The organism is Enhygromyxa salina (genome assembly GCF_000737335.2).
Classification (GTDB): domain Bacteria; phylum Myxococcota_A; class Polyangia; order Nannocystales; family Nannocystaceae; genus Plesiocystis; species Plesiocystis salina_C.
Genome location: NZ_JMCC02000009.1, coordinates 139,799 through 153,380, shown reverse-complemented (window position 1 = coordinate 153,380; position 13,582 = coordinate 139,799). Strand labels below are relative to the sequence as shown.

The following is a 13,582-nucleotide window of genomic DNA, read 5'->3' as shown; positions in this document are numbered from 1 at the left end:
GCTATGGGATCAAGCAAACACCAACGTGCGCATAGCTGGCTGGCGCCCTGCCCTCTTCATAGAACGGCACGCAGCTGGTCCCGGGCACCGCGTCGCACTGCGCGTCGCCAAGCATCAGGTCACAGTAGGGCGTGCAGCAGCTGGATCCTTCGCAGGCTGGGAGCGCCTCGGCGGGCGCGCACAGCAACCCGCGCTCGCAGTCGTTGACGAAGCCGCACGGCTCACCAGCGGGGATGTCCTGGGTCGTGGGCACGCACGTGAACTCGGTGTTTGCCCAGTAGCAGCCCAAGCCGTCGTCGCAGTCTTGCAGCACCGGATCGCAGGTCCACACGCACAGCGCGAACGTCCCGTCGGAGGTGATTGGACACGTCGTCCCCTCGGGGCACATCGGCGTGTCGGGGGTACCACCGCAAAACCAGTGGCAGACCCCCGTCCACTCGCCATCGACCTCCTCCACGTTCCAACACGCCGAATCTTGATCGCAGTCGTCGGTCGCGTCGACGGGGCCGTCGTACGAACAGGGCTCGCCGGCTGCTTGGCTGCCGAGCACGGGCACGCACTTGTTGTCATCCCACCAGTCGCCAGTGCTGGCATAGGCCACGCACTTCTCGCCCTCGGGACAATCCTGAGCGAAGGGATCGCACTGGTTGGTCCACTCGCCCTCGTCGAAGCCGTCATCGACGAACAGCAGGGTCGTCGGGTTCTGGGTCGGGTCTTGGGTCGTCTCGGTCTCGGTCTCGGTGCTGGTCCCGGCGCTCGACGAGTGGGTCGTCGTCTCGCTCGTCCCAGTCGTGCTCTCGTCGGAGCCCCCGGACTCGCCCACCAACCCCGGTGGACCACACGCGATGGTGGTCAGCGCAGCGAAAGCGAGGGCAGCCAGTGGGGATCGAGCGATCATGGCACGCAAGCCATATACTACCCATTCCAACAATAAATACAAAGCTAATTTAAAAGAAATCAGTGCCCGCCGTCTGGGAGGGTGGTGATCAGCATCTGATCCGCCCCCTGCAGCGCGTCAAAGGCCACGGGCGCATCGCCATCGACCGAGAAGGTCCCATCGACCAGCAGCTCGAGCGTCTTGGCCCGGCTCAGCTCGATCCTTCGGCACTCGGGCTTTGGCGACACATGACAGACGACGGCGCGAGCAAACAGCACGGGGTCGTCGGCGCCGGTCTGCGTACCGGTGACCAGCAGCACCAGCTCGTCGCCAGGATGCCCGTCGGTCTCGAGCTGCCAGCTCTTCCACGGCTGGTGGACCCGCGCGACCGACATTCCTTCGACTGCGACTTCGCGGATCCGCGCGACCGGTTGCCAGCCCGCCTGGGTCTGAACGACGAGCTCGGCGACGCCGTCCTCGGCGAGCGCGTCGGTCTGGTGGCGGATCACGGCGGCGTGGTCGACGAAGTCGCCGCTGCTCGACTGCTCGGGGAGGTCTCCGTCGTCGCCGCAGTCTTCTTGGTACCCGTGCCGGGCGAGCTCGTTGCCAATATCGGTCGCCAGCAATTGGTCCGCCCACCGGCGACCCAGCTCGCCGCACAGCTTGGCCCACCCACACGGCGGCGGGACCGACTCGGTCGACCGACAGCTCCAACTCTTCTCGAGGCCGCTCAGCGGATCGGCAAGCGGCGGCGCCGTTGCGCTGAGTTCGAAGGGCGCGTCTAGATCGCCGGGCTTGCGGGTCAGCGTGATCGACAGCGCGACCTTGGCTCGCTCGGGCTTCGCCGCCGGCTTGGTCTGAGGGTTGGCGCGCTCACCCGTGACAACCACGCGATCGGGCCGCTTGGTCCCGCAGGCGGTCGTCGATGCGAGCCCTGCAGCAATGAGCAAGGCGGAGGAGAACGCAGCTTTGGAGCCGAGCATCCCTCAGGGTAGCTGAGGTCGCCGGGCGGTGACGACTACTCGGGCGCCCACCACAGCCGCGCGGCGCACTTGCCCGCTTGGCACAAGCACCCGCCGTTGCAGTCCATGGTCCCACCGCGGCAGTCCGTCGTGCACATGGTGGACGCGCAGTCGGGCGCGTCGGTGGCCGCGACACAGCTCGTCGCGTGACAGCACGTCGACTTCACGCAGTCCGCGTCGCTCTGACAGGCGACGTCGGAAGCGACGATCTTCGTGGTCCCGATCGCCGGCTCGTGGCTGGCTTCGGGATCCGGCGGCGCAGGAGTTGGGTTTGCGCCGGGATCCTCGACAACGACGATCGCGTGGGCCGAACCAGCCGCGTCGGGGCTTGGCTCGGCGACCGGCGGCTGATCTTTCTCGCAGCCGGCCACGCCAAGCACCAGACCAAACGCGAGCGCGAGCCAGCTCGCCGGCCAACTCACTGGCCAACTCACTGGGCAGCTGCGGGCGCGGCCGCGTCGGGCTTCACGTCGCCGGTCGAGACGATCGCGTACACGATTGCGAACCCAGCGATGACGAGCACCAGCACCATCGCCAAGATCGGGTTGGGGTTGAGCTCGATGTTGGGGTCGAACTTCGCGGACATTGCTGGCGAGTGTAACGAAGGTCCAAGAAAGCAAAAGTCCCCGCTGGCTCACGCTGCGGCGCGAAAACGCGGGATCAGCACCAATCGCCGGCGCGCGAGTTCCAGTGAGCTCCACCACGGCGGATCCACGCCCCAAAAATTGGCGTCAAAAACCCTGCAAAGCAGCCCCCGCGCCGGTCGACATCCCCCAGGCATGAGCCGCTGTATGACTGACCGCCTGCCCCGCGAGACCGATCCTCACCTGCGCCTGGCCCTCGAGTTCGATGATGGTCGCACGCGGTCGCTGCCCCACAGCGATCCGCTGCTGATCGGCTCGGCCGACGAATGCCAGGTGCGCATCAGTGATCGCTTCGCCAGCTTCCGCCACGCGCGGATCATCCACACCCCGAAGGGCTACCTGATCGAGGATCTAGGCTCGACGAACGGCACGCTGGTCGACGGCGTGCCGGTCGCCAGCGCGATCCTCGAGCCAGGCATGAGCGTGGAGGTTGGGCGCGTGCGCATGTCGATCACGCGGATCGACAAGCCCGTCGACGAGGCCCGCCCTCGCCGGGCGCGGGGCGGCCCCCGCGGCGGGCTGACCACCGCGCCGATCGTCCCGATCCACCCGAACAAGCCCACGCACCGGTTGATCGGCCGCTCGCGGGCCATGAAGACCCTGCGCCGCGAGCTGGAGAAGCTCGCGCTGCTGCCCTTGCCCGTGTTGCTGCGCGGCGAGACCGGCACCGGCAAGGAGCTGGCTGCGCGCACGCTCCACGACTTTGGCACCCTGCCCGAGACCCCCTTCGTCGCGATCAATTGTGGCGCGATCCCAGACGGCCTGTTCGAGTCGGAGCTGTTCGGGCACACGCGCGGGGCGTTCACGGGCGCCCACCGTGATCACGCCGGGGCGTTCGTCCGGGCCGGGCTTGGCACGGTGTTCCTCGACGAGGTCGCCGAGCTCCCCGCCCACGCGCAGGCCAAGCTGCTGCGCGTGCTCGAGACCCGCCGGCTGACCCCGGTGGGTGCCGAGCGCGAGGTCGAGATCGACTGTCACATCATCGCGGCGACCCACCGTGATCTGCCCGCGATGGTCGCCAACGGTGAGTTCCGCGAGGATCTGTATCACCGGCTCGGCGTCGTGCAGATCGAGCTGCCACCGCTTCGCCGGCGGCGCTCGGACATCCCGGTGCTGCTCGAACACTTCATCGACCTGGCCTCGGCCGAGCTCGGCCGCGAGATCGTGGTCTCGCAAGCGGCCGCCGCCGAGGCGCTGGTCCACACCTGGCCGGGCAACGTCCGAGCCCTGCGCAACGCGGTGCTGCGGGCGGCGGCCTTGAGCGAGGGCCCGATCACCGCCGCCGAGCTGATCCCCCCAGCCGAGACCCCGATCCGTCGGGGGGATCAGATCTCGGTGCCGCGAGGCACCTACGCGTACATGCACGCGGCGCTGCTCCAGACCGTCGTCGCCGAAGAGGGCAGCATCCGCAGGGCCGCGCGCATTCTCGACGTCCCCCGCAGCACCTTGAGCGCATGGATGCGCCGGCTCGACCCGGGAGCGCTCGAGTGTCAGTCGGCGTGAGTCCGACCACGGTGAGCCGTGGAAGCTCGCGCGCGGTCCATTTGGCCAGCGCAGACGCGTGGTCACGCCCGCCAATGGGTTGACCAAGCGACGACGCAATAACGGCGCGCTTGATCCGCGTCGCTTGGGGGGCAATAGTCCAACCCAGATCCACGACCACCACCAAGAGGATGCCCAGATGCCGTTCGAACTGCCCAAACTCCCCTTTGCAAAAGATGCCCTCGCCCCTCACATGAGCGAGGAGACCCTCAACTTCCACTACGGCAAGCACCACGCCGGCTACGTCGCCAAGCTCAACGCCGCGATCGAAGGCACGCAGTGGGCCGACAAGTCGCTCGAAGAGATCATCCGTGGCTCCGACGGCGGCCTGTTCAACAACGCCGCGCAGGTCTGGAACCACACCTTCTTCTGGAACTGCCTCAAGCCCGGCGGCGGCGGTCAGCCCACCGGTGAGCTCGCCAAGGCGATCGAAGCCTCGTTCGGCTCCTACGCCGACTTCAAGTCCAAGTTCAGCGCCGCGTGTGCGGGCCAGTTCGGCTCGGGCTGGGGTTGGCTGGTCAAGGGCGCCAAGGGCCTCGAGATCGTGACCACCGGCAACGCCGACACGCCCCTCAAGCACGACCAGACCGCGCTGCTGACCATCGACGTGTGGGAGCACGCCTACTACGTCGACTATCGCAATGACCGCGCCAAGTTCATTGGTGTGATCATGGACAACCTGGTCAACTGGGACTTCGTCGCCAGCAACTTCGGCTGAGCCAGCGCGCCGCTGCCTTCGCGCCTGCGCGAGCATGCTGCATGCATGCATTCATGCAACAAGGGGACCCTCACGGGTCCCCTCTTGCAATTTTGCGCGTCCGGGCGATCGGGTCCCGACCCCCGCGAGCCTTGCTATCATGCCGTGAATGATCGAGCTGACCGAGGCCCAGCGTGCCCACCTCGCCGCCGACGTGCGCCGGCGGCTAGACAGCTGCGTGCCGTGGAACCGCAAGTTGGTGTGGGCCCCCGAGCTCAACATCCAGGCCCACACCTACCCAACCGTCAACCTGTTCGCCGAGGTCGCCCCCACGACGCGCGGGGTCGAGGATCTGCGCGAGGGCGAGTACGTCGACTCGGACGGCGGCCAGTTTCGCTATGCCGTTCGCCTGCACCGCCGCGGCGCGCCGCTCGAGACCTGGTGGGGGCGCAAGACCGGCACGGTGGTGTTCGACGGTGACATCGAGATCCCGATCCTGTTCGAGCGACAGGGGCCCGGGCTGCCGTTTCGCAAATTCCCGTGGATGAGCCTGACCCCTGCGGAGATGTTGACGCTTCGGCCTGGCACCAAGCTGGCCAAGGGCAGGGTCGTGATCGCCGGGCTTGGGCTCGCGCACCAGCTGATCGAAGTTGGCAAGCGCCGCGCGGTCACGGAGATCACCGTGGTCGAGCGCTCGCGCGAGCTGGTGGAGTTGATCATGCCGCGGGCCATGGCCGTGCTCGCCAAGCAAGGGTGCGAGCAGGTTCGGGTGACCGGCGGGGACGCGTTCAAGCTGCTGCCCACGCTGCAGGCTGACGTCGCGCTGGTGGACGTGTTTCCGGCTTATGGGGATAACCGGGTGGCGATGGCGGATCTGCGCAAGCGTTGTAAGGGGATCGCGCGCATGTGGGACTGGGGCGCCTCGGACTTGCTGTGAGCGAGCCCGGGGCGCCCCTGGAGATCATGCAACGTCGTCGTTGTCGCCGCCGCTCTACGCCCACAGCCCCGGCTCCGCTCCTAATCCCAAACAGAGTTCGGGTATGCGGCACTATCCGCGTTTCTTGCTCTTGACAGTGAAGCTAGGGTCATGGATGCGCCCTGGAATCGTAATTGTAATATTGACCACAGTCTGACCGGGAGCCGCGGGCATTGGCAGAAACGACGAGTTCCAGGTACCCGCGGCCTGCGTCCAACTCAACCCTTGATCGGACGACACTCCGGTGATCGTCGTACCGGCCGCTGGTGCGATGCTGATGACGACATTGTCGGTGCTGGGAGCGTCGAAGTACGTGACCTCGTTGGGCGTGAAGGTCATCGGCCCCGAGTCATAGACGGTAGATGCGACGTGCGTGGTTTGAAGGTTGAGGTCTTGCAGTTTGGACATGGATGTTTCTCGATCGGGTGGGTTAGATGCCGTTGGTGATCATGAAAAGATCAGTTGTCACTGAGCCACGCGGTCACAGCGGTGGCTTCGCCATGTTGCCCGAGCGCCTCGAATTCCGCGAGCGCCGTCTTCGCTAGATCAGCTGCTCGATCCGGGTTGCGCGGCCTGAGGGCTCGCGCAAGCGCGAAGCGCGTCGTCGCTCGTTCGAGCGGTTCTTGACCGTGGCGTTCATTTATCTCGAGTGAGCGCTCGAGCAGGGGGATCGCAGCATCAAGAGCTCCAGCCTCGATAAGCGCGAGACCTTGGCCCTTGAGCGGGAACGCCAGCTTGGGGTGCGATCCCTCCCCGTCCGCCCACGCTAGCGGCTCGAGGATCCGCAGCGCATGGGCGAACGAGGCAGCAGCGTCGTGCGAGCGACCCAGCGCGAGCTGGGACTCGCCGATGTTGCTGTGCAGCGCGCCAACCTCTTCGTGGCGCTCTCCTAGGTTCCGCGTCGCGATTCCCAGCGCCCGCTGGTACGCGTCGAGCGAGCCTTGGTAGTCGCCATCGAAGAAGCGAAACACGCCGAGCGCGTTGAGCAGGCGACCCATCTGTGCGTGATGGGGCCCGAGCGTTCGCAGATAAATCGGCTCAACCGCCTCGCACAGCGCTTGGCCCCGGTCGAGCGAGCCTTCGGCGAGCGCGAGCCGGGCTTCGGCGAAATCCACATCGGCCACGGCGAGCGACTGCTCACCCCAAATCTCCACGCTCAGCATCCGCGCTCGCTGAAGATGCCTCTTGGCGCGCTCGAGATCGCCGGTGTCGAGCGCGAGTAGCCCACGGTCAAACTCGATTGTAGCGATGTCGGGCGCATCGCTGCCCCAGCGGGCGATCACGCTATCGCTCGCCTGCTGGTAGACCTGCCATGCCCGCTCATCGTCGCCAAAATTGCGCAGCGCGTTGGCCAACCCAATGAGGAGCTGAGTTCGGTCGCGTAGACCACGAGCCTCTGCGAGGGCGAGCGCGCGCTCGTAGGTGACAATAGCCTTCTCATGACGCCCAAGCGTGTCGTGCAGAGCCGCCCGCGCGCTCTCTACCGCGATCCATCGCAGATCATCGGAGTCGCCGACACGCTGCAGCACCAGCGCAGCCTCGTCCACGAGCAAGCTCTCGGCTTGTGGCACCGTCCAATTCCCAACCAGCAGCTCCGCCATCGCAACCCGCAGCTCCGCCTCGATGTCCGTGAGCCCCAGCTCCACCGCGCGGCTGATCCCGGCCTGCAGCCGCTCCGCCACCGCGGCAGGCTCGCCCGCCAGCGCCTCACTCTGAGCGAGCAACAGCTCGATCCCGAGCGCCAGCGGAGCATGCTTCGCCGCCGGGCTTGCCCCAAGCTCCGCACAGATCTCGAGCGCGCCCGCCCGGTCGCCCGAGACCAACCGCACCCGCGCGTTGGCGAGCTGCTCGAACCCAGCGAGCACCCCGGCCGCCGCGTCTGAATCACTTGGCAGCGCCGCCAAATCATCGAGGTGCGTGGGGTCGCAGCGCGCAATGTCGGGCAGCTGTTCAATCAACGCCGTCGCGTTGGCGACCGCCGTGGCCCCATCCGCCGCGAGAAACCGCGAGACCAGCACGTTGAACTCGCGGCGCTGGCGTTCCAAGCACCCACTGCGGCGATCCAGCAGCTCCGCAGACTGCACCCCCTGCACGTGGGTCGCCTCGCACGAGTCACGCTGCGCGGCCAACCATCGCTCGGTCCAGCCGTCAAACTCTTCGGTGACCACCCGCGCGGTCGCGTCGGCGCTCGCCAGCTTGCTGGCCCGCAGCGCCACGCCAAGTTGTTCGCGGCGCGCGTCATCCCAGCTGCCCGCCAGCGCGTCCGCGGTGATCGAGCACTGCGCGGGCGCTTCGGCGTCGGCGACCGCGACCCCAAGCGCGACCCCGAGCCCGAGCACCGCGACCGCGACCGAGCCCCACATCCATCGACGCTCTGGCTTCGCGGTCCGCTCGAGCTGATCGAGCAGCGCGGACATGCTTGGCCAGCGGCTACCTGGGTCGACCGCCAACCCGCGCAGCAGCGCCTCGCAGATCCGACGCGGGACCTTGGTGTCGCGCGGGATCGGATTGGGCACCCCCTCCGTGATCACCCGCGACAGCTCACCCAGGGTCTTGCCGCTGAACGGGCGCTGCCTAAACAGGCACTCGTAGGCGGCCACGCAGAACGAAAATTGATCGCTGAGCACGTCGGCGCGCTGGCCTTCGTACTGCTCGGGGGCCATGTACGCGGGGGTGCCGAGCAGCCTGCCCTGCACGGTCACCGAGCGATCGAGCATGCCTCGGCTCTCGCTGGACCCCGAGCTCCACGTGACCTCTTCGTCGTGACTGCTCAGATCGAAGCTGGCGAGCGGACCCCCCTCGATCCCGCGCGCGAGCCCAAAGTCGAGCACCCGGGGCCGGCCGTCCGCGCCGATCATCACGTTGGCAGGCTTGAAGTCGCGGTGGACGAGCCCGGCTTGGTGCGCGGCCTCGAGCCCCCGACCGCACTCGATCAGGACCGCGAGCACGGCCTCCCAGGTTGGCGCGCTTGGGTACCAGTCGCGCAGCGTGGCGCCCTCTACGTACTCCATTGCCAACCACAGCCGGCCCTGATCGACGCCGGCCTCGTAGATCGGCACGACGTTGGGGTGCGACACCCGGGCCTGAGCCTGAGCCTCGCGCAGCAGCCGAACGTGGGACTTTTCGGTGGCGTTGCGCAGCAGCTTGAGCGCGACCCGTCGGGCGAGGTGCTCGTCCCACGCGGCGTAGACCTGGCCCATGCCCCCGGCCCCGATCCGCTCCAACAACACGAAGCGATCCACTTGGACCCCGGGTTCCTCCGAGCCAAACATGCGCGAGCGCAGGCGCCGTCGGACCAGCTCGCGCTCGAGCGTGTCGGTTGGGACACCCAGGCCATCGCCACCGCCGTCGCCATCACCATCGCCATGGGGCGAGGCGGCGTCGTTGCCACGACCGAGCGGCGCAGGGTGGGTCGCCATCAGCTGCCGCCGTGTCCTGACTCGGGCCGCAGAAGACTGGACGACACAGCTCATAGTCTCGTCCAACAACGAATCGTCGAACAACCCCTCGGCCTCGGTAAGGCCCGCGCCGGGTCGCAACGCGGATCGCTCGGGGGCTGGGGACCCTCGCCCCGCTTCATTGATGGATGCTGGCTCTGGCATGTCCCGCCCGACGGGTAGTGACGCGAGCGCTCCGGCCCGACATAAATACCCCATAGAACGGCGATATCTGAACAATTTGGGACGACGCGCGAGCGGGCCGCAGTCAGGTTTGGTATCGTCGGCGCGTGCACTCGGACGCCGAGCTCCTCGCAGCGTGGGCAGGCGGTGACACCCTGTCCGGCAGCCGGCTGTTCGATCGCCACTACAGCGCGGTCTACCGCTTCTTCGCGAACAAGGTTTCGAGCCCGTCCGAGATCGAGGATCTCGTGCAGCAAACCTTCATGGCCTGCATCGAGTCGCGCGCGCGCTACCGAGGTGAAGCCAGCTTTCGGACCTTCCTGTTCGCCATCGCCCGCAACGTGCTGCTTCGCTACCTTCGCGACGCTCGCAAGCATGACGTCGACGTGGCTTCGACCTCGCTGGCGGACTGTGGGCTGGGGGTCACCTCGGTCTTGCACCTGCGTCGCGAGCAGCAGCTGCTGTTGACTGCCCTGCGCCACATCCCCATCGACTCGCAGATCGTGCTCGAGATGAGCTACTGGGAGCAGATGCCGGCCCGAGAGATCGGCGAGACCCTCAACGAGAGCGAGGCCGCGATCCGCGGTCGCCTGCGCAAGGCCAAGCTCGAGCTTCGCGGCGCCGTAGAGGGCCTGGCCCGCACGCGCTCGGAGCTCGACTCGACCCTCGACGGGCTCGAGCAGTGGGCCGAGAACATGCGCGCGTTCTGGGACGCAAGGTAGGCCCGCTGGTCTAGCGCCTCGCAGGTTTGGCCGAGGATTGGATCGACGGGGCCGCCCTGATCGCCGGCGTCAATTCGCTCGGCCGGCACCCCGGTCTCGCCGCATCCGACCACCGCCGCGCCCGCGGACGCGAGCCCGAGTCGCATGAACGCGCGCCGCGTCACTGGCCGGGCACTTCGCCGGCGGGGTGTTGCTGCGCGCGCCATGTTGCCCCCAGGGTACCGCTATCTGCGGCTCGCAACCGCCTCGGCTTGGCGTTAGGCTGCGGCCCCATGGACACCGACGACGAGACCCGCACCCAGATCGAGGCTGCCGTGTTCCGTCGCCTCGTCGCGCACCTGCAAGAGCGCAACGACGTGCAGAACATCGACATCATGAACCTCGCGGGCTTCTGCCGAAACTGCCTGGCCAAGTGGTACAGCGCCGCGGCGCAAGACGCCGGCGTCCCGCTCGAGCTCGACGGCGCCCGCGAGCAGGTCTACGGCATGCCCTACGAGCAGTGGAAGGCCAAGCACCAGGTCGGCCCCAAGCTCCCCCACGCCGAGCCCAGCTCACCGCCCGAGTCGGACTGACCGCGATGCCAACTTGGGCGCAGACCCTCACGATCGCCAGCTCGGGCCGGGCGACCCACGACATCACCGCCCGGGTCCAGCGCGCCGTCAGCAAGTCGGGGATCCGGTTTGGCTTGTGCAACGTGTTCATCCATCACACCTCGGCCTCGCTGATCGTGTGCGAGAACGCCGACCCCGAGGTTCGCAATGATCTCGAGCGCTTCATGGCCAAGCTCGCCCCCGACGGCGACCCCATGTTCGCCCACACCGACGAGGGCGACGACGACATGCCCGCCCACGTCCGCAGCGTGCTGACCCAGACCGCGATCACCTTCCCCGTGACCCAAGGCAAGCTCCCGCTCGGCACCTGGCAAGGCATCTACATGTGGGAGCATCGCCATGCCGCCCACGGCCGCCGCGTGACGATCACCGTACAGGGCGAGACCCGCGACCCGGACGATCACACGTGAGCGCAACAACCCAAAGCCCGCTAGCGAGCAAGCGCCTGCGGCGGATCATGGGCACGACCGTCGCCAACTACGAGCTCGTCGCCCCCGGCGATCACATCATGGTCGCGGTCTCGGGCGGCAAGGACAGCTACACCCTGCTCGAGCTCCTCGACCAGCTCCGCACCCGCGCCCCCATCGAATTTCGCCTCACCGCCGTCCACCTCGACCAAGTCCAGCCCGGCTACGACGGCGCCCCACTCCGCCACTGGCTCGAGCGCTCCGGCATCCCCTTCGAGATCCTGCGCGAGGACACCTACTCGACCGTCATCGACGTCCCCCCCCCCGGCAAGGCCTTCTGCGCCGCCTGCTCCCGCCTCCGCCGCGGCGTCCTCTACACCCACGCCGCCCGGCTTGGGTGCAACAAGATCGCCCTTGGCCACCACCGCGACGACGCCCTAGAGACCCTGCTCCTCAACCTATTCTACACCGGCAAGCTCCAGGCGATGCCCGCCAAGTACACCACCGACGACCAACAATTCCAGGTCATCCGCCCCCTCATCGAATGCGCCGAGTCCGACATCATCGAGCACACGAATTGGGCCAACTACCCCATCCTCCCCTGCAACCTATGCGGCTCCCAAGACGGCCTACGCCGCGAGCAAATGCGAGCCCTCATCCAAACCCTAGAAGCCGACAACCCCCACGTCCGCTCCAGCATGCTCAACGCCATCCGCAACATCCGCCCCACCCATCTACTCGACCGCAAATTCCCCACCCACAATCACCCTCCCCCCCACGACACCAACGACCTCCCCCTCATCCCTCTACGCCTCCACCGCGATCCCTGAACCAAACCACTCACACCCCCTCGAACACCCTCAAACCAACCCCCACGATTGCCAGACCAAGCCCCAAACCCCACGATTGCCCAGTCCGAAGCCCGACTGCCCAGTTCGCCCCCACGATTGCCCAGTTCAAGCTCGAAGCCCGATTGCCCAGCTCAAGTTCGAAGCCCGATTGCCCAGCTCAAGCTCGAAGCCCAATTGCCCAGTTCAAGCTCGAAGCCCGACTGCCCAGTTCGAAGCCCGATTGCCCAGTTCGCCCCACGATTGCCCAGTTCGAAGCCCGATTGCCCAGTTCGGAGCAACCGCCCCACCAACGTGGAGCGCACAAAGGCCGCAGATGGCCCCAACCCGGCGTATCTACGCACGTGGAGATTAGCGAAGCCACAAACGGTCGGGCCAAGATCAAGTGACGAGAGGAAGCGGGGTCACGAAACTGGAGTAGACCGTAGCCGGGTTGGGGTCATCTGCAGCCCGTGCGCGGTGCCCCGTCGGCCACGAACACCCCCGCAAACAACCACGAACACCCCCGCAAACAACCACGAACACCCCCGCAAACAACCACGCCCCCCCGCAAACAACCAATAAGCCCCCGCAAAGCCCCCCCTACCGCAACACAGTCACCGAATCCTCCCGCACCTCCAATACCTCAACCGGCCCCCCATAATACCCAGCCATCCCCACATCAATCATCCAAACCTGCCCCCCACAAGCCGAAACAACCCCCTCAGTATGCACAGTATGCCCCACCACCATCCGCCGAACCCCAATAATCTCCAACGCCTCCTCGAGCATCGCACAATCCCCCGCATCAGGCGCATCAGAATAGTGCCGACTCCAAACCGGCCCATCCGAATCCACCACCGCCGCCGGCGGCTCCGCCCGCTCCCCCGCCAGCCACGCCCGAGACTCTGCGTTAATCGACTCGATCTTCCCCGCCCAAGCCGGCGTCACCCCCCCATGCACGAACACGCTGTCCCCAACCACAACAATCATGTTGCGCTTGGCCAGCTCTTTGGCCCACGGCTGCCCCGGCCAAAACGCCGCCACCCGTGCGTGCGTGGGCTTGGGCGCCTGCGCCATGACCTCTGCGAGTTCCGGCCGGGCCGGGTCGACCCCCGGCGCGTCCTCGAAGTCCGAGAAGCCACCGGGCGTCACGTAGCGCAGATCGCCAAGGGCGTTCATGTATTCGTGATTTCCATTGAGCAGGTGCACCGCACCGCCGGCCGCCGCCGCCTCGCGCTGAATCTTGGCGAGCAGCTCGAGGATCGCCTGCTCGTCGTCGCCGCGATCGAGCTGGTCGCCAGTCTGGACCACCACGAGCTCGCCCCCAATCCAGTGATCTTCTGCGTCGATCGCCCCCCCCAATTGCAGCGCCTTGCGAGTCGCCTGAATGTCACCGTGGACGTCACCAATCGCGATGAGTCGGGCCGGCGCGGGGTAGCGATCGGTGGCCTCTGGGATCTCGCCTGGTGAGATGGCCGACTCGAGCGCTGAATCGTCAGCGTGCGCCTGCGCCCCAGTGGCCTCAGCCGCGGGTGCGCTGGCGGTTGGCGCAGAGTCCTCCGCCGGCTTGGGCTGTTCGTGCGCGGGCGGAGGCGCCAGGCGCTCGCAGCCAGACACCAACGGCAACAAACAAG

At 67.1% G+C, this 13,582-nt stretch carries 14 protein-coding genes; 7 read left to right on the top strand and 7 right to left on the bottom strand.

The annotated features are described in order from the left end of the window. Position 1 precedes the first annotated feature (1 nt). From DB30_RS04870 to DB30_RS04855, 4 genes are read right to left on the bottom strand one after another with little or no spacing between them, the layout of a single operon-like run. Complete coding sequence (locus DB30_RS04870; protein WP_240480166.1) at positions 2-898, bottom strand: ribulose phosphate epimerase; 897 nt, start codon at positions 896-898, stop codon at positions 2-4. A gap of 59 nt (positions 899-957) precedes the next feature. Continuing rightward, complete coding sequence (locus DB30_RS04865; RefSeq protein WP_052546795.1) at positions 958-1,860, bottom strand: hypothetical protein; 903 nt, start codon at positions 1,858-1,860, stop codon at positions 958-960. Between the two features lie 35 nt (positions 1,861-1,895). Continuing rightward, positions 1,896-2,321, bottom strand: coding sequence for a hypothetical protein (locus DB30_RS04860; RefSeq protein ID WP_052546794.1), 426 nt, complete (start codon positions 2,319-2,321; stop codon positions 1,896-1,898). An 8-nt stretch (positions 2,322-2,329) separates the two neighbouring features. After that, positions 2,330-2,485 (bottom strand): hypothetical protein, encoded by a 156-nt coding sequence (locus DB30_RS04855; protein WP_165703629.1) that lies wholly within the window; start codon positions 2,483-2,485, stop codon positions 2,330-2,332. Between the two features lie 205 nt (positions 2,486-2,690). On the opposite strand from DB30_RS04855, the gene DB30_RS04850 reads away from it, so the two are divergent. The 3 genes from DB30_RS04850 (at position 2,691) to DB30_RS04840 (ending at position 5,719) form a co-directional block, all read left to right on the top strand. Further along, on the top strand, positions 2,691-4,046 hold the full coding sequence (locus DB30_RS04850; protein WP_052546793.1) for a sigma 54-interacting transcriptional regulator: 1,356 nt from the start codon (positions 2,691-2,693) through the stop codon (positions 4,044-4,046). Positions 4,047-4,224: 178 nt separating this feature from the next. Further along, positions 4,225-4,803 (top strand): superoxide dismutase, encoded by a 579-nt coding sequence (locus tag DB30_RS04845; RefSeq protein ID WP_052546828.1) that lies wholly within the window; start codon positions 4,225-4,227, stop codon positions 4,801-4,803. 148 nt (positions 4,804-4,951) lie between these two features. Further along, positions 4,952-5,719: a hypothetical protein gene (locus DB30_RS04840; RefSeq protein WP_052546792.1), complete on the top strand. Its 768-nt coding sequence runs from the start codon at positions 4,952-4,954 to the stop codon at positions 5,717-5,719. Positions 5,720-5,830: 111 nt separating this feature from the next. Here the strand turns inward: DB30_RS04840 and DB30_RS04835 are convergent, their stop codons facing one another. Together DB30_RS04835 and DB30_RS04830 are read right to left on the bottom strand one after the other, a co-directional pair. Continuing rightward, a complete protein-coding gene (locus tag DB30_RS04835; protein WP_052546791.1) occupies positions 5,831-6,166 on the bottom strand; it encodes a hypothetical protein in 336 nt (111 codons plus the stop codon). A gap of 50 nt (positions 6,167-6,216) precedes the next feature. Further along, positions 6,217-9,177, bottom strand: coding sequence for a tetratricopeptide repeat protein (locus DB30_RS04830; protein ID WP_052546790.1), 2,961 nt, complete (start codon positions 9,175-9,177; stop codon positions 6,217-6,219). Positions 9,178-9,485: 308 nt separating this feature from the next. Here DB30_RS04830 and DB30_RS04825 point away from each other — a divergent pair, with 308 nt between their 5' ends. The 4 genes from DB30_RS04825 (at position 9,486) to ttcA (ending at position 11,948) form a co-directional block, all read left to right on the top strand. Continuing rightward, positions 9,486-10,100 carry an RNA polymerase sigma factor gene (locus DB30_RS04825; RefSeq protein WP_052546789.1) on the top strand — a complete coding sequence of 205 codons (615 nt, stop codon included), beginning with the start codon at positions 9,486-9,488 and terminating at the stop codon, positions 10,098-10,100. Between the two features lie 272 nt (positions 10,101-10,372). Beyond that, positions 10,373-10,672 (top strand): DUF1244 domain-containing protein, encoded by a 300-nt coding sequence (locus DB30_RS04820; RefSeq protein WP_052546788.1) that lies wholly within the window; start codon positions 10,373-10,375, stop codon positions 10,670-10,672. A 5-nt stretch (positions 10,673-10,677) separates the two neighbouring features. Continuing rightward, entirely contained in the window at positions 10,678-11,121 is a 444-nt protein-coding gene (locus tag DB30_RS04815; protein ID WP_052546787.1) for a secondary thiamine-phosphate synthase enzyme YjbQ, read from the top strand. Continuing rightward, positions 11,118-11,948 carry a tRNA 2-thiocytidine(32) synthetase TtcA gene (gene ttcA, locus DB30_RS04810; RefSeq protein ID WP_240480165.1) on the top strand — a complete coding sequence of 277 codons (831 nt, stop codon included), beginning with the start codon at positions 11,118-11,120 and terminating at the stop codon, positions 11,946-11,948. The genes DB30_RS04815 and ttcA overlap by 4 nt, the downstream gene beginning before the upstream one ends. A gap of 600 nt (positions 11,949-12,548) precedes the next feature. Here the strand turns inward: ttcA and DB30_RS04805 are convergent. Beyond that, a complete protein-coding gene (locus tag DB30_RS04805; protein WP_165703628.1) occupies positions 12,549-13,565 on the bottom strand; it encodes a shewanella-like protein phosphatase in 1,017 nt (338 codons plus the stop codon). Positions 13,566-13,582 lie beyond the last annotated feature (17 nt).